Source organism: Dactylosporangium sp. CS-047395, from assembly GCF_050942185.1.
Taxonomy (GTDB): Bacteria; Actinomycetota; Actinomycetes; order Mycobacteriales; family Micromonosporaceae; genus Dactylosporangium.
Genome location: NZ_CP192015.1, coordinates 521361 through 540305, shown reverse-complemented (window position 1 = coordinate 540305; position 18945 = coordinate 521361). Strand labels below are relative to the sequence as shown.

At 72.8% G+C, this 18945-nt stretch carries 18 protein-coding genes; 9 read left to right on the top strand and 9 right to left on the bottom strand.

Going from position 1 to position 18945, the window contains the following annotated elements:
- Positions 1-9: 9 nt before the first annotated feature.
- Positions 10-987: an ArsA-related P-loop ATPase gene (locus ACQP00_RS02500; protein ID WP_433213722.1), complete on the bottom strand. Its 978-nt coding sequence runs from the start codon at positions 985-987 to the stop codon at positions 10-12.
- 31 nt (positions 988-1018) lie between these two features.
- Positions 1019-1735 (bottom strand): Rv0361 family membrane protein, encoded by a 717-nt coding sequence (locus ACQP00_RS02495; RefSeq protein ID WP_433213719.1) that lies wholly within the window; start codon positions 1733-1735, stop codon positions 1019-1021.
- A gap of 210 nt (positions 1736-1945) precedes the next feature.
- Here ACQP00_RS02495 and ACQP00_RS02490 point away from each other — a divergent pair, with 210 nt between their 5' ends.
- The 5 genes from ACQP00_RS02490 to ACQP00_RS02470 all read left to right on the top strand — a co-directional run bounded on the left by ACQP00_RS02490 (position 1946) and on the right by ACQP00_RS02470 (position 8592).
- Positions 1946-2104 (top strand): hypothetical protein, encoded by a 159-nt coding sequence (locus tag ACQP00_RS02490; RefSeq protein ID WP_433055486.1) that lies wholly within the window; start codon positions 1946-1948, stop codon positions 2102-2104.
- 1 nt (position 2105) lies between these two features.
- Positions 2106-2564 (top strand): RidA family protein, encoded by a 459-nt coding sequence (locus tag ACQP00_RS02485; protein ID WP_433213716.1) that lies wholly within the window; start codon positions 2106-2108, stop codon positions 2562-2564.
- 103 nt (positions 2565-2667) lie between these two features.
- Entirely contained in the window at positions 2668-3453 is a 786-nt protein-coding gene (locus ACQP00_RS02480) for an MBL fold metallo-hydrolase (RefSeq protein WP_433213713.1), read from the top strand.
- Entirely contained in the window at positions 3450-6986 is a 3537-nt protein-coding gene (locus ACQP00_RS02475; protein ID WP_433213710.1) for an adenylate/guanylate cyclase domain-containing protein, read from the top strand. The genes ACQP00_RS02480 and ACQP00_RS02475 overlap by 4 nt, the downstream gene beginning before the upstream one ends.
- A 37-nt stretch (positions 6987-7023) precedes the next feature.
- Complete coding sequence (locus tag ACQP00_RS02470) at positions 7024-8592, top strand: serine/threonine-protein kinase (protein WP_433213707.1); 1569 nt, start codon at positions 7024-7026, stop codon at positions 8590-8592.
- Here the strand turns inward: ACQP00_RS02470 and ACQP00_RS02465 are convergent.
- Positions 8575-9120 (bottom strand): hypothetical protein, encoded by a 546-nt coding sequence (locus tag ACQP00_RS02465; RefSeq protein ID WP_433213704.1) that lies wholly within the window; start codon positions 9118-9120, stop codon positions 8575-8577. The two genes, ACQP00_RS02470 and ACQP00_RS02465, sit on opposite strands and share 18 nt — an antisense overlap.
- 53 nt (positions 9121-9173) lie before the next feature.
- Between ACQP00_RS02465 and ACQP00_RS02460 the strand changes: the two genes are divergently transcribed.
- Positions 9174-9398: a hypothetical protein gene (locus ACQP00_RS02460; RefSeq protein ID WP_433213701.1), complete on the top strand. Its 225-nt coding sequence runs from the start codon at positions 9174-9176 to the stop codon at positions 9396-9398.
- 10 nt (positions 9399-9408) lie between these two features.
- Positions 9409-10275, top strand: coding sequence for a dienelactone hydrolase family protein (locus tag ACQP00_RS02455; protein ID WP_433213698.1), 867 nt, complete (start codon positions 9409-9411; stop codon positions 10273-10275).
- Positions 10276-10329: 54 nt separating this feature from the next.
- Here ACQP00_RS02455 and ACQP00_RS02450 read toward each other — a convergent pair whose 3' ends face one another.
- The 4 genes from ACQP00_RS02450 to ACQP00_RS02435 all read right to left on the bottom strand — a co-directional run bounded on the left by ACQP00_RS02450 (position 10330) and on the right by ACQP00_RS02435 (position 14193).
- A complete protein-coding gene (locus tag ACQP00_RS02450; RefSeq protein ID WP_433213668.1) occupies positions 10330-10698 on the bottom strand; it encodes a hypothetical protein in 369 nt (122 codons plus the stop codon).
- 130 nt (positions 10699-10828) lie between these two features.
- Positions 10829-11944 (bottom strand): hypothetical protein, encoded by a 1116-nt coding sequence (locus ACQP00_RS02445; protein WP_433213695.1) that lies wholly within the window; start codon positions 11942-11944, stop codon positions 10829-10831.
- Complete coding sequence (locus tag ACQP00_RS02440) at positions 11941-12453, bottom strand: SigE family RNA polymerase sigma factor (protein ID WP_433213692.1); 513 nt, start codon at positions 12451-12453, stop codon at positions 11941-11943. Before ACQP00_RS02440 ends, ACQP00_RS02445 begins: the two co-directional genes overlap by 4 nt.
- A 111-nt stretch (positions 12454-12564) precedes the next feature.
- Positions 12565-14193, bottom strand: coding sequence for a GH25 family lysozyme (locus ACQP00_RS02435; RefSeq protein WP_433213689.1), 1629 nt, complete (start codon positions 14191-14193; stop codon positions 12565-12567).
- A gap of 343 nt (positions 14194-14536) precedes the next feature.
- Here ACQP00_RS02435 and ACQP00_RS02430 point away from each other — a divergent pair, with 343 nt between their 5' ends.
- Both ACQP00_RS02430 and ACQP00_RS02425 read left to right on the top strand, forming a co-directional pair.
- Positions 14537-17662 carry a diguanylate cyclase gene (locus tag ACQP00_RS02430; RefSeq protein ID WP_433213686.1) on the top strand — a complete coding sequence of 1042 codons (3126 nt, stop codon included), beginning with the start codon at positions 14537-14539 and terminating at the stop codon, positions 17660-17662.
- Position 17663: 1 nt separating this feature from the next.
- On the top strand, positions 17664-18269 hold the full coding sequence (locus tag ACQP00_RS02425; protein ID WP_433213683.1) for an HD domain-containing protein: 606 nt from the start codon (positions 17664-17666) through the stop codon (positions 18267-18269).
- Here ACQP00_RS02425 and bfr read toward each other — a convergent pair.
- Both bfr and ACQP00_RS02415 read right to left on the bottom strand, forming a co-directional pair.
- The gene (gene bfr, locus ACQP00_RS02420) at positions 18247-18726 is read right to left on the bottom strand and encodes a bacterioferritin (RefSeq protein ID WP_433213680.1); all 480 of its coding nucleotides are present in this window, start codon (positions 18724-18726) and stop codon (positions 18247-18249) included. The two genes, ACQP00_RS02425 and bfr, sit on opposite strands and share 23 nt — an antisense overlap.
- A 31-nt stretch (positions 18727-18757) precedes the next feature.
- Entirely contained in the window at positions 18758-18943 is a 186-nt protein-coding gene (locus ACQP00_RS02415; RefSeq protein WP_433213677.1) for a (2Fe-2S)-binding protein, read from the bottom strand.
- Positions 18944-18945 lie beyond the last annotated feature (2 nt).

Below are 18945 nucleotides of genomic sequence, written 5' to 3'. Positions count from 1 at the left end.
CGAGCATCCTCAAGCAGACGTGAGGAGCAGATCACCGAGGGACTCGAGGGTCGCGGCGGTCACACCCTCGGGAAACACCGGCAGTTCGACGACCGGGCGGCCCAGGCTCTGCAGCTCCGCGCGCAGGGAGCCCTCGGCCGCCACCTTGGTCTGATACGCGCGCGCCTCGCCCGCCAGGCCGGCCAGCGTGTCCTTGTCCGCCGGTACGCCGGCCGCGCCCAACCCGCGCCGCAGGTCGGCCTGGGTGATCTTCACCCCGGCGAGCACCGGCGGCCGGGTCGCGTTGACGATCACGGTGCCGATCGGGATGCCCAGCCGGGTCAGCTCGTCGATCGCGTCCGCCGTCTCCTGGACCGGCATCTCCTCCAGGAGGGTGACCACGTGCACGGCGGTCATCGGCGAGCGCAGGATGGCCGCCACGCCCTCGCTCTGGGTCTTGATCGGGCCGACCTTGGCCAGCCGCGCCGTCTCGGCCGTCACGTTGAGGAACCGGCCCACCCGACCGGTCGGCGGCGCGTCGAGCACGACGGCGTCGTAGACCCGGCGGCCGTCGGCGGTGCGCGTGACCGCCTCCTTGATCTTGCCGGTGAGCAGGACGTCACGCAGGCCCGGGGCGACCGTGGTGGCGAAGTCGACCGCGCCCACCTTGCGCAGGGCCCGTCCGGCCACGCCGAGGCGGTAGAACATCTCGAGGTACTCGAGCAGCGCCTCCTCGGCGTCCACCGCCAGCGCCCGCATCTCGCCCCCGCCGGGCGCCGTGGCGATGCGCATCTCGCGGTAGGGCAGCGGGTCGCGGTCGAACAGCTGGGCGATCCCCTGCCGCGCCTCGACCTCGATCAGGAGGGTCCGCTTGCCGTCGCGCGCCAGGGCCAGCGCCAGCGCCGCGGCCACCGTCGTCTTGCCGGTGCCGCCCTTGCCGGTGACCACATGCAGACGGGCGGGCCAGCCGTAGCCGCCCCGCCCGTCCGAAGTCTCGCGCGCCGTCACACCCTCGACGCTACCTGGTCGAGGCCCGTGGTCACGCGGCAGTGATCTCGCACACGAACCAGCCGTCGCCGTGGGTCGCGACGTACCGGTACTTCGTCTCCGCGACCTTCTCGTCGCTCGTGGTCACCTTCACCGTGGTCGTGAGCGTGGCCTCGTCGGCGGTGGACTTCTCCACGGTCGGCGCCGGCCAGGTGTAGGTGGGGCTGGAGAGGCCGCCGTCGTACTTGCGGATGTCATCGATCCGCTGGGTCAGCTTCTCCTTGTCGCGCGCCGCCGAGCAGACGTACTTCAGCGCGTCGTCGATGTTGCGGTTCTTGTACACCGCGGTGAGGAAGCCGTTGACCGCCTCGGCCGCCGTCGGCGCGCCGGTGCCCTGGTTGTTCTGGACCACGAAGTACGCCGCGGCGCCGCCACCGCCGCACAGCACCACGACCACGGCCAGGATGATCAGGGTGATCATGAGGCCGCGCTTCTTCTTGACCGGGGCCTGCTGCGGGTACACCGGGTAGCCCGGCGCCGGCGGCCCGGAGAACGGCGGCGCCATGCCCGGCTGCGGCACCGGCCCGGTCGCCATCGGGCCGGTCGGGAACTGCCCGGTGGGCGGCGGGAACTGCCCCGTTGGCTGACCGAACGCGCCGGTGGCCGGCGGCGGGGCGTAGGGCTGGGCATACGGTCCACCGGACGTCGGCGGGGCCGACGTGGGCGGCACGGCGTAGGGATCCGGCTGCTGCGCGTAGGGGTCCTGCACCGGCGGAGGCCATCCCGGCTGCCCGGGTTGACCGGGTTGGCCCGGATACTCCGGCTGGCCCGGGTACGGGGGCGGTTGCGTCATTTCTCCCACCTTTGTGCGACACACGCGACGGCGGCCCTCACAGTAGCGTCACCCGGCCACCGGCGGGGGTCCCGATATCAGGCTGTGCCCCGACAAACCCGGACGGCTCGGCGCTACTGTCCCCACATGCAGAAATGGGAGTACCTGACCGCGCCGCTGCTCGTCCACAACACGAAGATGATCCTGGACAACTTCGGCGACGAGGGCTGGGAGCTGGTGGCCATCGTGCCCGGGCTCAACCCGGAGAACCTCGTCGCCTACTTCAAGCGCCCCAAGGCCGGCTGACGTGGGCGACGTCCACGCGCGCCTGGCCGAGCTCGGGATCACCGTTCCGCCGGTGGTACCGCCGGTGGCCGCGTACGTTCCCGCCGTGCGCACGGGCAATTACGTGTACGTCTCCGGCCAGCTGCCGATGGTCGACGGCGCGCTGGCCGCCACCGGGCTGGTCGGCGCCGAGGTCGCGCCCGAGCGCGCCAAGGAGCTCGCCCGCACCTGCGCGATCAACGTGCTCGCCGCCGTGGAGGCCCTGGTCGGCCTGGACAGCGTGGTGCGGGTGGTCAAGCTCGTCGGGTTCGTCGCGTCCGCGCCGGGCTTCACCGGGCAGCCGGGCGTGGTCAACGGCGCCTCCGAGCTGTTCGGCGAGGTCTTCGGCGACGCCGGCAAGCACGCCCGCAGCGCCGTGGGCGTCTCCGCGCTGCCGCTGAACGCGCCGGTCGAGGTCGAGGCCGTCATCGAGGTGGCCTGAGGCCGGATGGCCCAGCCGGCCCCGCCTTTTACCGCTGGCGGGGTCGGCTACTGGCCGGTCGGGTGACGTGTGAGGCGAAGAACGCCGCCGTAGGATCACGTTCGTGGTAAGCCACGTCACCACCCCCGCCGCCGAGGTGCTCACCGCGTTGCCCGACTGGGTGACGCTGGTCCGCGCGCCCAATCCGGGCCCGATGACGCTCGACGGCACCAACACGTGGCTCCTGCGCGCTCCCAACGGCGGCAGCGTCGTGGTCGACCCTGGCCCCCTGGACGAGGGCCACCTGCGCGCGGTCGCCGCGCACGCCCCCGTCGCCGCGATCGTGCTCACCCACGGCCACATCGACCACACCGAGGGTGTTCAGCGGCTGGCCGAGCTCACCGGGGCGCGGGTGTACGACCCGCCCGTGCTCGAGCACCTCGACGCGGACGGTCTCACGGTCGAGCCACTGCCGACGCCGGGTCACACGAAGGATTCGGTGTGTTTCCTCGTGCGGTACCAAGGCGAAGAAATGGTGCTGACCGGCGACACCATCCTGGGGCGGGGCACCACGGTGGTCGCACATCCGGACGGCGACCTCGGCGACTATCTCGCCAGCCTGGACAAGCTGGCCGCCCTCGACGGCCGCCCCGCGCTGCCCGGCCACGGACCGTCACTCACCGACACCGGGATCGCGGCACGGTACTACCGCCAGCACCGCCAGGCCCGCCTGGAGCAGGTGCGCGCGGCGGTGGCGGCCGGCGCGACCGACGCGCCCGAGGTCGTGGCCCGGGTGTACGCCGACGTCGACCGCTCGCTGTGGTGGGCCGCCGAGATGAGCGTGCGGGCGCAGCTCGATTTTCTGCGACGGGAATCACACCCACCCGCTGATGGTTTGGGTACGACGTGACCTGTTCGGTCTGCGGGACCGTGGCCGTTCCCGGCGCGCGGTTCTGCCACCACTGTGGCTCCGCGCTGCCGGCCGCCGCCACCCTGCCCGCGGCCGAGCGGCGGATCGTCACCGTGCTCTTCGGCGACCTCTCGGACTTCACCGCCTGGTCGGAGGACCTGGACCCGGAGCGGGTCGGCGCGGTCACCGACCGGGTGCTGGCCGCGCTCGCGGGCGCCGTGAAGACCTTCGGCGGCCACGTCGACAAGCTCACCGGCGACGGGATCATGGCCGTGTTCGGCGCGCCGGTCGCCCACGAGGACGACGCCGAGCGGGCCGTGCGGGCCGCGCTGTCCATGCAGCGCGCGGTCCGCCGGGTGCTGGACGACGAGCGCGGCGGCGGCGCCCCGCTGGGCCTGCGCATCGGCCTCAACACCGGGCCGGTGGTGGCGGGCGTCCAGGCCGGCATCGAGTACACGGTCATCGGCGACACCGTCAACACCGCCGCCCGGCTGGCCGACGCGGCCGCGATCGGCGCGGTGTACGCGGGCGATCGCACCTCCTCCTCCACCCGCCTGCTGGCCTCCTGGCGGGCGCTGCGCCCGCTGCGGCTCAAGGGCAAGCGCGAGCCGGTCGAGGCCTACGAGCTGCTCGGCCTGCTCGACGCCCCCGGCACCCGCTCCGGGCTGGGCGACGAGGCGCCGTTCGTGGGCCGCGAGCCCGAGCTCGGCCGGGTCTCCGGGCGCCTCGCCGAGATCGCGGACCGGCAGGAGCCGCGGGTGCTGGTCTTCACCGGTGAGGCGGGCCTGGGCAAGACGCGGCTGGCCGGCGAGATCGAGCGCTTCGCGGCCGGCTATCTGGGCGGCGCGGGGTACACGCCGAGCGCCGGTTTCGCTCCTGGCGGCGGCGCCCGCGTGCTGTCCGTGCACTGTGCCGCGTTCGGCGAGCGCCGGCGGCTGGCCCCGCTGGCCGACCTCGTGCGCGCCGCGATCGGCCTGCCCCCGGACGCCGCGCTGACCCGCGAGGCGGTCGAGGAGCGGCTGCGCCGCCTGGCCCAGCGCCTGGCCCGGGCCGCGCGGGGGCGTCCGGAGCCGCCCCGGTTCGCGAGCGATCTGTTGTTGACGCTGATCGGCTACACCGAGGCGATCGGCGACACCGCGTGGGTCGCGCCCGGCGGCAAGCCCGACGAGCTGGACCTGCACGCCGTGCCCGCCGCGGTCGCCGAGCTGCTGTCCGGCCTCGCCGCCGAGACGCCGCTCGTGGTGATCGTCGACGACCTGCACGACGCGACGGCCGAGACGCTGGACGCGCTCGGGGCCACCATCGAGCGGCTCGAGGGCTCGGTGCTCATCGTCCTGCTCGGGCGGCCGGAGCTGGTGCGGTCGGCCGGAGTGCTGACGCGGATCGCCGATGCCGAAGTGGTACCGATCCCGCCCCTGCGTGGCGCGGACGCGGCCCGGCTGCTGTCGGCCTACCTCGGCGGCGGACGGCTCGCCCCGGCCGACGAGGACCGGCTCCTCGCGACCGCCCAGGGCAACCCGTTCTACCTCGCCGAACTGGTCACCCTGCTGCAGGAGCGCGGTGCGCTGACCACCGTGGCCGGCACCGACCCGCCCGGCTGGCGGCTCGCGCCCGGCTCGCTCGGCGGCCGGCTGCTCTCCCGCGACCTCGCGGCCGTGCTCGCGGCCCGCATCGACGCGCTGCCCACCGACACCCGCGCCGTCCTGCGCGACGCCGCGGTCATCGGCGACACCGTGCCCGCCCGCGCCCTGGAGGCGCTGCGGTTCAACCCGCCCGGCCAGCCGGCCCGGCCCGCGGTCGTGGCCGCGGTCGAGCTGGAGCGGGCCGTCGAGGAGCTGCTGCAGCGCCGCATGCTGCGCCGGGGCCGGGGCGGGTTCGCCTTCGCCACCCCGCTGCTGCGCGAGGCGGCGTACGCGGGCATCGGCAAGGCCGACCTGGCCGAGCGGCACGCCGCGCTCTCGCGCTGGGCCTCCGCCGCGGTCACCACCTTCCTGGCCGCCGGTGGCACCGGCAACGTGGCCGGGTTGAACATGACGCTGGGCTCCGCGGACGCGTTCATCGCCGAGCACGCCGAGCGGGCCGGGAAGCTCGCCGACGTGGTCGGGCTGCGGCCGGACTCATTGGCCCGCTCGGCCGCGCCGCTGGGCGTGCAGGCGCTGGGCCGGGCCGCCCGGGCCGCGCTGGCATCCGGCGAACCGGCCGTCGCCGCGCAGGCCGCCGACCGGGCCGCGGTGCTCGGCGGCGGAATACTGCCGGCGGCCGATCGGCTCGTGCACTCCCGGGCGCTGCTCCAGCTGGGGCGGTTCGCGGAGGCGCTCGGGTACGCCGAAAAGATCACGGCGAACGCGGGAGACGACGCGGCCGTCCAGGTCGGCGCGTTGCTCGTGGCCGGTCGGGCCTATCGCGGCATGGGCGACCACCGGCGCAGTTACGCCACGCTGTCCGACGCGCTGGAGGCGGCGACCGGGGCCCACCTGACGTACGAGCGCGGGGACGCGATGCGCCGCCTCGGCATGGCCGACTTCCTGGAGGGCCGCCTGGCCGAGGCCGGCGGCCGCTTCGCCGAGTCGTTCCAGATCGCGGTCACGGCCGGCGACCGGCGCGCCCAGGCGTGGTCGCTGCAGCACCTGGCCTGGGTCACCACCACCCGCGGCGACTTCGCCGGGGCCGACGCCGCGCTCGGCCGCGCCGCCCGCCGCTTCGCCGAGCTCGGCGACCCGGTCGGGCGGGCCTGGCTGCGCGGCACCACGGCGTTCGTGCGCCTCCTCGCCGGTCGGCTGGGCGAGGCGCGGCGGCTGGCCAAGGCGTTCCTGCCGTTCGGCGAGCGGGTCGGCGACGCCTGGGCGGTCGGCACGCTGCGCGCGGTCGAGGCGTTCGCGGCGGCCGAGAGCGGCGACCTGGCCGAGGCGGACCGGGAGGCGCGGCGGGCGTACCGCGAGTTCGCGGCGGCCGGCGACGACTGGGGCCGCGGCCTGGCGCTCGTCGTCCGCGGCGTGGTCGCGCGCGAGCTGTGGGAGCTGCCGCACGCGTTCGACCTGCTCTCCGACGCCACCGAGTGGGGCGAGAAGACCGGCCACCCGCTGCTGTTGGGCATGTCCCGCACCATCCGCGGCTTCGTGAGCCTCGATCGGGGCGACCCGGTCGCGGCCGAGGCCGACGCGCGGGCGGTGCTGCAGGTCGTGGAGACCCACGACGTGCTGGAGCCGGCCACGGTCGGCCCGCGGGTGCTGTTCGGGCTGGCCCGGCTGGCCCAGGGCGACCTGCCGACGGCCCTGGAGACGCTGGGCTGCGTCGCCGCCGAGCGCCCCGGCCCCTCGGTGATCTTCTCCCGCCGCCAGGCGATCGCCGCCTACGCCGCGGCGCTGCTGGCGGCCGGACGTAACGCCGAGGCGCTGGACTGGGCCAGGCAGGCGCAGGGTGCTCCGGGCGAGGACGTTCGCGGTCGGGATTATGCGGCGTCGGTACTGCATGCGGCGCTCGAAGCCAACCGAGAGTGCGCGACCGACTCCGTTGCGGCGGTTGCCGAGACGTGACCGTGCACTGTCACACCTCTGCCGTACCTTCTTAGGCGTGACCGCATCGGCTCCGCTTCCCTCGGTGCCCGGCTTGACCGGGTTCTCGGTGCTGGCCCGTGGTGGATACGCCACCGTCTACCGGGCCCAGCAGGAGTCGGTCGGCCGCGACGTCGCCGTGAAGGTCGAGAACCGCACCCTGGAGACCGAGCGCGACCGCCGCCGCTTCCTGCGCGAGGCCCGCGCGGCCGGCCGCATGTCGAGCCACCCGCACGTCGTCGACCTTTTCGACGCCGGCGTCACCACCGACAGCCACCCCTACCTGATCATGGAGCTCTGCGACGGCTCCTACGCCGAGCGCATGCGCACCAAGCCCCTCACCCCGGCCGAGGTCCGCGAGGTCGGCTTCAAGATCGCCGACGCCCTCGCCGACGCCCATTCCCTGGGTGTACTGCACCGCGACGTCAAGCCGGCCAACATCCTCTTCAGCCGTTTCGGTGAACCGGCACTGGCCGACTTCGGCCTGGCCATCCTGGCCGAATGGCGCGACGTGTCGATCACCCTCGACGTGCTCACCCCCGCGTACGCTCCGCCGGAGACCTTCCGGCACGCCCCGCCCGGCCCACCCGCCGACGTCTACGCCCTGTGCGCGACCCTCTACGCCCTCATGCGCGGCCGCCCGCCCCGCTGGCGCGAGGACCAGATGCCGAGCCTGCTCTCGCTGGTCGACATGTTCAACGACCACATCCCCGACGTGCCGGGCTGCCCCGACGAGCTGATGGCGATCCTGCGCGCGGGCATGTCGAACGACGACGCCAAGCGCCCGACCGCCCTGCAACTGCGGGACGCGTTGATCGGCCTGCAGCTGAAGCCGCCGCCGCCGGTGATCGTGCCGCCGCTGGGATCGCCGCCGCTGGAGCCGGTGTACACCTCACCGCCCGCGCTGCCCCCGCCCCCTCCCGACCGCCTGCTGGACTCCCCCTTCATGGGCGGCGGATTTCCGCATGACCCGGAGCAGACGGTGCCGCATGAGGCGGGTCCGGAGGAGCCGCCGACTGATCCTCTGCAGCCATCGGCTGTTTTGCTGGAACCCCCTCCCGTCGCTCCTCCCGCTGATCCCCTTGTGGTTGGTTCGCGAAGCCGCCGCGGCTTATGGATCGGCGTCGGCGCGGGCCTGCTGGCCGTGGCCGCGCTCGTGACCGTGGCGATCGCGTACGGCCTGGGCGACGGCACCCCCACCCCCGTCGTCTCCGCCTCGGCCGCCGCCGCCCCGGCCACGTCGAGCTGCGGCCAGTTCGCCGGCGAGGGCGCCCGGTGCTCGGCCACGCCCGAGTGCTTCGACACCAAGCTGACCCAGGTCGACTGCGCGGGGAAGCACACGTGGGAGGTCTTCGCCTACGGCGAGCTCCCCGCCGGCAGCAAGGTCACGAGCAAGAAGGACAAGCCCGTCGCCGCCGTCTGCAGCGTCGGCACCCTGCTGACGGTGAACATCGGCGCCGCCAACTGGGAGATCTCGGCCCTGCTCCCGAGCGCGGCGGCCCAGAAGGCGGGCCCGACGACGTACCGGTGCCTGGCGGGCCGCGGCGACGACGCCCTGACCGGCGAGCAGTTACACAAGACCCGCTGACGGCACTTTCACCATCGGCAACGCGGGCGCCGGGTCCGTCGGCCCGAACGGCCACACCGCGTCCAGGAAGGCGGCCAGCTCGCCGCGTTCGATGATGCTCAGAAGCCGCTCGAGCCCCCGGCGCGCATCGTGCAGCTGCTCCGGCTGGAGCTCCTCCTCCATTTCCGCGACGTCCTGCACCTGATGGCTGACCCCGTCCGCCCGGACGAGCACGTCGGCAAAGAGATCCACGGCGTGGACCGCATCCCCCCGCACCACCATCGGCGTGGCCACGTCACAGTTGAACGCGAACGCCGGATGCCCCGGCCCGGGCGCGGTCTCGACGAGCCGCCCTTGCCGGTCCAGCGTCACATTGACCTTGAACCACTCGTCCCGGAACGCGAAGTGCCGCAGCACCACGTCGCCGAACCCCACGTCATAGACGAACGCGACATCATCCAGTCGCCGCACATCCGAGCGCGGCACCCGAAACTGCCGCACGTACGGCTCATCGGGGTGGTAGTCGAAGTCGCTCACCAGGTCTGCCATTGCGCCCCCTTCCGCCCTAGCATTGAAGCACCGAGACAGCGGGGGTTGTTGCGATGCGATCTCGGACGACTCGGTGGCTCCTGGCGGGCGTCCTAACCCTGAGCCTGGACCTGAACATGGCCTTCATCCTGCGCGAGCTGTTCCACGAGTCCTTCGCCCGCGGCCTGGCGACCGCCCTGGTCTCGAACGCCGCGCTCCTGCTGGCCTGGCACATCTCCAACCTGGAAAAACGCCGCCGCGCCGCGCTGCCGCACGGGCCTGCTCCGATCCGGCACTAACGTCGAGGGCATGAACGAGTACCTGACGTCCGAGGTCGTGGTCGACTACGCCGACGGGCTGATCGGCCGTCGGGAGGCCCTGCGCCGCCTGTCCCTCATGGGCGTGGGCGTCGCCGTGGCAACGTCGATGCTGGCCGCCTGCTCGACGCCGGAGGCCACCCCGGCCCCGTCGTCGTCCTCATCCTCCACCGCCGCCGGCCCGCCGGCCCTGCCCACGTCGCCGATCACGTTCGAGGGCCTCCAGGCCGCCTGGGCCCCGGCCGCGGCGCCGCGGGGTGCGGTGCTGGTGATCCACGAGAATCGGGGCCTGACCGACCACATCCGCTCGGTCGCGGGCCGCCTGGCCGCGAGCGGCTTCTCCGCGCTGGCGCTCGACCTGCTGTCGGAGGAGGGCGGCACGGCCCACTTCACCGACCCGGCCCAGGCGACGGCGGCCCTGAACGCGGCCGACCCGGCCCGCTTCATCAAGGACATGAAGACCGCCCTGACCGAACTCACCCGCCGCGCGCCGGCCCTGAAACTGGGCGCGATGGGCTTCTGCTTCGGCGGCGGCGAGGTCTGGCAGTTGCTGGCCGCGGGCGAGCCCCGCTTGTCAGCCGCCGCCCCGTTCTACGGCCCCTTCCCGAGCGGCGCCTCGCTGACGGGCTCGAAGAATGCCGCGGTACTCGGCGTCTACGGCGAACTCGACTCCCGCGTGAACGCGACCCGGGACGCGGCAGAGGCGGCCCTGACCGCGGCCGGCCTGCCGCACGAGCTGGTCACCTTCCCGGGCGCGAACCACGCGTTCTTCAACGACACGGGCGAGCGCTACAACGCCCCGGCCGCGACCGAGGCGTACCAGCGGCTGATCCAGTGGTTCACCGACCACCTCCGCTGACCCAAAAAGCGAAGCGGCCCGCCGGATCGGCGGGCCGCTTTTCGTTGTCTGCTGTCAGTTGGCGGTGCTGAATTCGGCGCCGTTGGCGAACGCGGTGGCGAAGCGCTCCTGCAGGGCGTCGAGCTCGGAGAATTCGGCCTGGTGCACCGATTCCGAGCCTTCGGCGGCGAAGACGTGGTCGTCGACGGAGGCGTCGTGGCTGTAGTTGGTGAAGTCCGTCGACTCGTAGTGCACCGCGCCGGGGGCGTCGTATTCGACGTGCTGGCCGGTGGAGAAGTCGGTGGACTCGGCCGCGGAGTGGTCCTGCTCGTACACGCCGAACTGGCTGTTGGCGTCGTACTCGGAACCTTCGGCCTGGTGCAGCTCGTCCAGCGAACCGCTTTCCTGGCCGGCCTCGTACTGCCCGTAGTCGACGTCGCTCATGTCTCTATCTCCCTGTCATCAAAGTCCGTTTGGCTTGCAACGAGAACGGTAGAGGTGACGGGAGCAGGAGAAATCCCGGAAACGTGCCAGCGGCGAAAGGGGCGAACCCCGCCCGGGACCAGGACAGGGCCTAGGGGCAGGACCACCGGACCGGGGTGATCGGGTCGTTCTTGGCGCGGAACAGCCAGCCCACCGCCATGTGCCCGTCCGCCGTCATCGACATCACCGTCGCCGACTGGCCCGCCTCCAGCACCGGCAGGTCGAGGACCTTCCCGTCGCGCCACGCGGCCGGCGGGGAGTACTCGTGGTCGTCGTCGTTGCGCACGACGCCGACCATCGCGCCGGTTGCGTCGATCGCGGCCGGGATGAAGGTGTCCAGCAAGGTTGCCGCGCCGGTCTGGATGTTCCAGCGGACGCCGTGGTTGGTCCAGGCGCCGTCGTCGTACCAGCCGATGGCCCAGTCGCCCGCGAGCTGGGTGGCGCCGCCGGCCGGGCGGCCGTCCGGGAGTTTCAAGGCCTCGCCGGTACCGTCCGGGCGCCACACGTACGCGCCCGCGTCGCCCGCATCGCCGAGGATTGTGCCGTCGTCGGCGATGGACGCGGCGCGCGCGACCGCCGGGGTGGTCGTGACGTACGTGAACTCGCCGGGGCGGGCCGCGTTCCAGCGCACGATGCGGGATTTCGCGTCCCACGCGGCGGTACCGATGATGTCTCCGGAAGCATTGATGTCGCTCACCGTGACCGATTTCGCGTCCGGTGGGAGGGCCAGGCGGGTGTAGGTGTGGTCCTTGAGCATCCATGGGATCGAGGTCGCCTCGCCGCCGTTGCCGACCACGACGCCCGAAGCGTTCACCGCGGCCGGGTAGGCGTTCAGCGGGGCGCCCTCCAGGACCTGCAGGACGCCGGCCGCCCAGAGCAGCACGCCGTCCTGGGGCTTGTCGTCCAGGCCGCCGATCGCGTAGCCGCCCGCCGGATCGACGCCCACGGCGGTGCCGGGGCCAGGTGCGGGCAGGCGGTGCACGGAACAGCCCGTCGGCAGCGGGTCGTCGGCGGGGGGACTCGAGGGGCGCTCCAGCGCGAAGGCCGACACGCCGATGAGCGTCGCGCCGACGGCGATCGCGGCGGTGGCCACGGCGAGCACGCGGCGGTTGCGCTGCCGGCGGCGGCCGTCGCGCAGGGCGCGGTCGAGGTTCACTTTGGACGGTGGCAGATCCGCCGGAACGCGCAGCGGGGCAAGGGGGTTCACCGGGCACCTCCGCCGAGGGTCGCAGTGGCACTGGGGCCGAGGATCTTGCGCAGCGCGGTCAAGCCCGCCGAGGTGTGGCTCTTCACCGTGCCGGGTGCGCATCCGAGCGCGGCCGCGACGTCCTCGACGGGCAGATCACACAGAAAACGCAGCACTAGTACTGCCTGTTGCCTTGCCGGCAGCCGCCTGAGCGCGCCGCGGACGAGGAGGGCGTCGTCGGTTGGAGGAGGCTCGGCCGCGCGGTCGGGGAGCCGGTCGGTGAGCCAGGTGCGCGCCCACGCGCGGCGCTGCTCGGCCAGGAAGGTGTGCACGACCATCTTGCGCACGTACGCGTCGACGTTGTCCGCGGCGCGCACCTGGCGCCATTTCAGGTAGAGGTTCGTCGCCGCCGTCTGCACCACGTCGTCGGCGCGGTCGAAGTCGCCGGTCAGGGCGTGGGCGAGGCGGCGCAGATGCGGCATCCGCACGCGGAGGTACTCCACGTACTCCCGCTCGAACTCGTCGCGCACCGCTTCCCCTTTCCGCCTGCTCCAGCCCTCAGATGCGGCCGGGCCACAGAACGGTTGGGTCAGCGTACGAAAAAGGGGGGCCGCAGCCCCCCTTTCCGCGAAACAGCGTGCTCAAGCGGCCTTGCTGAACTTCTCCCAGTCGCCCACCGCGGCGCGGTTGGCGGCCAGGACGGCGCCGTTGCCGAGGTCGGCGGTGACGTACTTGCCGTTGGCCAGGGCCAGCACCGTGACCACGCCGTTGGCGTCGGTGGCGATGCGGAACCGTTCCCAGCTGCCGGCCGCGGTGCGGTTGGCGATCAGGGTGCCGTTGTTGTTGAGATCGGCGGTGACGTACAGCCCGTTGGCGTTCGCCCGCAGGGCCACGTCGCCGTTGCCGAGGTCGACCACCTCGAAGCGCTCCCAGGCGCCGACCGCGTCCCGGTTGGCGACCAGCGGCAGGAGGCCGCCGCTCGCCGCGGTGACGATCTTGCCGTTGCCGCTCGCCTTGAGTGCGAGCGACGTCGGCACCGGGACCTTGGTGAACTTCTCCCAGGCCCCGACCGAGGCCCGGTTGGCCACCAGGGTGCCGCCGTTGCTGAGGTCGGCCGTCACGTACTTGCCGTTGGCGTTGGCGAACAGGCCCATGGTGCCGTCGGCGTTGGCGACGACCGTGAACCGCTCCCAGGCGCCGATGGCCGGCCGGTTGGCCACGAGGGTGCCGTTGTTGCCGAGGTCCGCGGTCACGTACAGCCCGTTGGAGTGCGAGCGCAGGGCCACGTCGCCGTTGCCGGCGTTGACCATGTCGTACTGCTCCCAGACCCCGATCGCGTCCCGGTTGGCGATCAGCGGCGAGTTGCCGCCGTTCGCCGCGCTGACGTACCGGTTGTTGGCGGCGGCGCGCAGCTCGAAGGCCGGGCCGTCGGCCGGGACGTCCCCGGCGAGCTTGGTCAGCGCCATGTAGTCGCCGTTGAACGCGTCCTTGTCGTAGTTGCCGGCGACCGCGGGGTTGCCGGCCGCGTACTGCCAGAGCGCGTACGAGGTCCACCCGGCCGGCAGGATCAGCGGCGGAACGCTGCCCCACAGGGCCAGGTCGAGCGGGTTGTTGGCGAACGAGGTGTCGTTGCCCGTGCACGGGTTCCACCAGCTCGTCGCGGTGTAGATCATCATGTCCCGGCCGGTGCGGGCCTTCACCTGGTCGACGAAGCCGCGGATCCACGCGACGACGTCCGGCGGGGCCATGCCGTAGCAGGCCGGGAGGTCGAGCGACGCGTACGGCCATTCCATGTCCAGGAACGGCACGAGGGTCCGGGAGTCGTTGACCCATTCCGCGTGGTCGATGAAGTAGTTCGCCTGGCCCACGGGATCGCCGAGGTCCGGGCGGCCGTACGTGTACGCGCCGGTGAGCAGGCCCGCGGCCTTCGCGGCGACGTAGTCGTCGTGGAAGTAGCTGTTGACGTAGAACTGGCCCTCGGTCGCCTTGATGTAGGCGAACCGGGTGCCGGAGGCGGCGACCCCGGGCCAGTCGATGGGGAAGTTCGCGTGGTCGTGGCTCGAGACGTCGATGCCGAGCATCGGGAAGCCGACCGGAGGAAGGGTGACGGCGTTCGCACGCACCCCGGGTGGCTGGCCGCCCTGGGCGTGCCCGCCACCATCGCCCGACGGCTGCGCCGAGGCAGTCCCGGCCACCGCGATCGGAAGCAGGCCACAGGCGACGACGACGGCCGCCCGGGCCAGCTTGAGTACGGATAACCGTAACGACATGCCGGAGAATGTACGCATGAATGTGAATCGCTGTCGCCTGGGGTAATGCGAAGATCGGTCGCATTAGGCGATCGAACACCTACTATTTGTCCACGTCGCGGACTCGTCGCGGTCAATGCTGGAGGTCAGGCCGCGGGATCCGTCCGTCCGGGCCCAAACGAAGTGTGCCCGGACGGCCGAGCGGAACGGACCGAACATCGCACCGGGCGTGACCCCATGGACGGTTGATACGCCGGTGGCAGGCGGGACGGATGGGACGGGAATCGCCCGACGCCTGTCCCCCGATGGGCCAATTGCGCCCGAACTGCTCAGCGGGGCCGTGTGAAGGCCGATCAAGCTGACGATGAACGTGCAGGATCCCGTCACCGGCGCCCGTCCCCGCGCCGCCCTCGACGATGCCCTGCACGCGGTCGACGGGGCGAGCCTGCTGCTCTTCGACGTCGACCATTTCAAGACCGTCAACGACGCCTTCGGGCACCTGCGCGGCGACATGCTGCTGCGCCAGCTCGCCGAGCGCATCCAGGGCCTGATCCGGGCCGAGGACGTGCTGTTCCGCTACGGCGGCGACGAGTTCGTGCTGCTGCTGCCGGGCACCGCGGCCGACGAGGCGCTGCGGCTGGCGATCCGGCTCACCGACGAGGTGCGGGCGCGCGAATTCGCCGGCACGCCGCCGCTGCACCTGTCGATCAGCCTCGGCGTGGCGTCCAGCCCGGCCGACGGTACCGACGGGGAATCGCTCATCGCGGTCGCGGACCGGCGCAACTATCTGGCCAAGCGACGCGGCCGGGGCCAGGCGGTCGGCGACGACATCGAGGCGGACCCGGCGGCCGGCTCCTCGCGGCTGTGGGAGCGCGACGCCGCGTTGAGCGCCACCCAGGAGTTCATGACCAGGGTCTCCTCCGGGCTGCGGGGCAGGCTGCGGATCACCGGGCCGAAGGGCGCCGGGCACACGCGTTTCCTGCGCGAGGTGGCCCAGATCGCGCGGCTGCGGGGCTTCGCGACCGAAACGCCCGGCGCCCCGGCCGCCGCGACCGACAAGCCGTTGATCCGGCTGGCCGATGTGGGCGATCCGGTGCCGGCGCTCGGCGACGCGGCTGCGGTGGTGTACGCCACCACCGACCTGAACGGCAACGGCGACCCCACGATCGAGCTCACCCCGTGGTCGCCCGCGACGCTCAAGATCTGGCTGCGGATCGCGCTGGCCGGGGAGCCGACCCGGGCGCTGCTCGACCGGCTCGTCGAGCGCTCGGGCGGGCTGCCGGCGCGGGCCGAGGCCGAGCTGCAGCGGCTGCGCGCACAGGGCGAGCTGGTGGCGGCCGGGGACGGCACGTGGGGCGTCAAGCCGGCCGCGCCCAAGCGACGGCGCACCCGGCTGCCGGTGCCGATGACCAAGCTCGTCGGCCGCGACCGGGAGACCGCGCGGGTCGCCGGGCTGGTGCGCGACGGGCGGCTGGTGACGCTGGTCGGGCCGGGCGGCATCGGCAAGACCCGGCTGTCGCTGGCCGCGGCAACCGCGGTCGCGGACGAGTTCGCCGACGGGGCGGTGTTCGTGCCGCTGGCCGACACCACCGACGCCGAGCTGCTCACCGCCGCCCTGGCCCGCGCCCTGCACGTCACCGAGCTGCCCGACCAGCACCTGTTCGACACGGTCCTGGACCAGCTGGCCGAGGCCGAACAGCTGCTCGTGCTGGACAACTTCGAGCAGGTGGTCGACGACGGCGCCGCCCTGGTCAGCGACCTGCTGGCGGCGGCTCCCGGGGTGCGCGCCCTGGTCACCAGCCGGGAGCGCCTGTCGTTGTACGGCGAGCAGGTCTACCAGGTCCCCACGCTCGCCGACTCGCCCGCCGTGATGCTGTTCGAGCAGCGCGCCCGCGCGGTCGACGCGGACTTCGAGATCACCATCGACACCGCGCTGCCCGTCGCCCAGCTGTGCCGCCGCCTCGACGGCCTGCCGCTGGCGATCGAGCTGGCCGCCGCGCGGATCGACCGCTGGAGCCCGGACGAGCTGCTCGACCACCTCACCGAGCACCTCGACCGCGAGCTGGACACGCTCGGCGGCGGCGGCCCGCGCGACCTGCCGGCCCGCCAGCAGACCCTGCGCGGCGCCATCGACTGGAGCTTCGTGCTGCTCGACACCGAGGAGCAGCGGCTCATGACCGAGCTCTCGGTGTTCGTCGGCGGCTGGACGGCGGCCGCCGCGCTGGCCGTGACCGCGCCGGGCGGGGACCTCGACCTGCTGGCGAAGCGGCTCGCCGCGCTGGTGGACAAGCACCTGGTGGTGCGCGACGACGACGAGGGGCGCTATCACCTGCTCTCGACGATCCGGGCGTACGCGCGCAACCGGCTCGGCGACGAGCGCGGCCCGGCCGACCGGCACGCGGACTTCTACGCGGCGTTCGCCGAGGCCTCCGCGGTCGGGCTGACCGGCGCGGACCAGGTCGAGTGGACCGGGCGGATCGAGTCCGACTACGAGAACGTGCGCGCCGCGTTCGGGCACGGCGACGGTCCGACGCGCACGCGCATTTGTCTAGGGCTTTGGCGGTACTGGCGAAACGGCGCCCACATCGGCGAGGGGCGGGACTGGCTGGCCCGTGCCCTGGCCGCCGACGTGCCCGACGACGGCACCCGGGCCCGCCTGCTGCACGCCGCCGCGATCCTGGCCGCGACGCAGGACGAGCACGAGGCCGCGTACGGGTTCGGCGAGGAGAGCCTGCGCCGGGCCACCGCGGCGGGCGACCGCGCGACGATCGGGCACGCGCACAACGCGATGGGCATCGCGGCGATCGGCGGCGGCGACCACGCGGCCGCGACCGCGCACTTCGGCGAGAGCCTCGCGGTCTGGCGCGAGCTGGACGTGCCGCAGGGTGTGGCCGCGTCGCTGGGCAACCTCGGCAAGGTCGCGCTGAGCCGGGGCGACTACGCGGCGGCCGAGCGGTACGCCGGCGAGTGCCTCGACCTGGAGCGCGCGAACGAGAACACCCGCGGCATCCTGCTCGCGCTCGAGTGCGTCGGGCAGGCGCTGCTCGGCCGGGGCGACGTGGCGGGCGCCCGCGCGGCGCTGGACGAGAGCCTGGCCCTGAGCCGGCAGATCGGCGACGCGTTCGGCGCGGCCATGGCCCAGCACCAGCTCGGGCTGGCCGCGCTGGCCGAGGGCGACCGCGCGGAGGCGCTGCGCCTGCTCGTGGCCGCGCTGATCACCCGGCACGAGGTCGGCGACCGGCTCGACCTGGCCATCTCGCTCGACGTGGTCGCCGCGCTGCTCGCCGCCGAGGATCCCGCGCACGCGGCCCGCCTCGTCGGGGCGGCCGACGGGCTGCGCGCCCGGCACCGCCTGCCCGAACCGCCGGACGCGCAGACGCTGCGCGCGCAGACGCTCCCGCGCGTGGCCGAGCACCAGCGCGACCGCGCGGCCGGACGGGCGGTCAGCCTCGATCACATCGTGGAGAGCGTCGAGCCCTTACGCTCGTGAGGTGATCGAGGCTTGGCGGCGCATCTTCCCGGGCGCGGACGCGGTGGGGCGCGACCTGCTGGCGCGTTATTCCGAACCGCATCGCCGGTACCACACGCCGGCGCACCTCGCCCGCATGCTCGAGGTCATCGACGCGCATGCGGAACTGGCCGCCGACCCGGACGCGGTGCGGCTGGCGGCGTGGTTCCACGACGCGGTGTACGACACGTTCGCGCCGGACAACGAGGAGCGGAGTGCGAGCTTGGCCAGTACCACATTGGCGGCACTCGGCTTTTCTCCGGAACGCACCGCGGAAGTCGCGCGATTGGTGCGCCTGACGGCCGGCCACAACGTCGAGCCGGGCGACCGCAACGGCGCGCTGCTCGCCGACGCCGACCTGGCCATCCTGGCGTCGGAAGCGGCGGACTACGCGGGTTATGCCGCGGCCGTGCGCGCCGAATACGCGGCGGTTCCCGACGACGTGTTCCGGCCGGGCCGGGCGGCCATTCTGCGCAAGCTCGCCGACTTGCCAGAGCTTTTCCGAATTGTACCGGCACGAGCGGAATGGACCGCCCGTGCCCGCGCCAACCTCGAGTCCGAAATCGCTAGCCTTCTGGGTGCTCGGTGACGTTCTGCAGGTACAGGGCCTCGCCGAACTTCTCGATGAGCCCGAGCTGGGTTTCGAGATAGTCCACGTGGCTTTCCTCGTCGGCGAGGATGTCCTCGAAGATGTTCGCCGACGTGACATCGCCGATCGAGCGCATGTATTCGATACCGCGCCGCAGCCGGTCGACGGCCTCCAGCTCGATCTGCATGTCGCACTTGAACTGCTCCGGCACCGATTCGCCGATGCGCAGGGCGAACAGGCGCTGATAGTTCGGCAGGCCGTCCAGGAACAGGATTCGATCGGTGAGCACCTCGGCGTGCTTCATCTCGTCGATCGACTCGTGCTTGGTGTGCTTGGCCAGGATCGTGTATCCCCAGTTCTCCTGCATCTTGGCGTGCAGGAAGTACTGGTTGATCGCCGTGAGCTCGGCGGTGAGCTGTTCGTTCAGAAACTCGATGACTCGTGCGTCCCCTTGCATGCTTGGCAGGTTACGCCTCTTATGCCCGTTTCTAGTTGAAAACGGGTACCGCGCCAGCGTTTTCCGAGTCGATCAGGTCCGCGATGCGGTCCAGGCATGTGCCGCAGCCGGTGCCGGCCGCGCATTCGTCACCCACGGCGTCCTCCGAGCGTGCGCCCGACTGGATGACCCGCCGGATCTCGCACTCGCGGACGCGATGGCAGATGCAGACATACATGC

Excerpts from the sequence above, each read along its gene's own strand:
- ACQP00_RS02415 (WP_433213677.1), bottom strand. The coding sequence starts at position 18,943 with ATGTATGTCTGCATCTGCCATCGCGTCCGCGAGTGCGAGATCCGGCGG.
- ACQP00_RS02490 (WP_433055486.1), top strand. The coding sequence starts at position 1,946 with ATGCAGAAATGGGAGTACCTGACCGCGCCGCTGCTCGTCCACAACACG.
- ACQP00_RS02435 (WP_433213689.1), bottom strand. The coding sequence starts at position 14,193 with ATGTCGTTACGGTTATCCGTACTCAAGCTGGCCCGGGCGGCCGTCGTC.
- ACQP00_RS02460 (WP_433213701.1), top strand. The coding sequence starts at position 9,174 with ATGCGATCTCGGACGACTCGGTGGCTCCTGGCGGGCGTCCTAACCCTG.
- ACQP00_RS02450 (WP_433213668.1), bottom strand. The coding sequence starts at position 10,698 with ATGAGCGACGTCGACTACGGGCAGTACGAGGCCGGCCAGGAAAGCGGT.
- ACQP00_RS02465 (WP_433213704.1), bottom strand. The coding sequence starts at position 9,120 with ATGGCAGACCTGGTGAGCGACTTCGACTACCACCCCGATGAGCCGTAC.
- bfr (WP_433213680.1), bottom strand. The coding sequence starts at position 18,726 with ATGCAAGGGGACGCACGAGTCATCGAGTTTCTGAACGAACAGCTCACC.
- ACQP00_RS02430 (WP_433213686.1), top strand. The coding sequence starts at position 14,537 with ATGAACGTGCAGGATCCCGTCACCGGCGCCCGTCCCCGCGCCGCCCTC.
- ACQP00_RS02455 (WP_433213698.1), top strand. The coding sequence starts at position 9,409 with ATGAACGAGTACCTGACGTCCGAGGTCGTGGTCGACTACGCCGACGGG.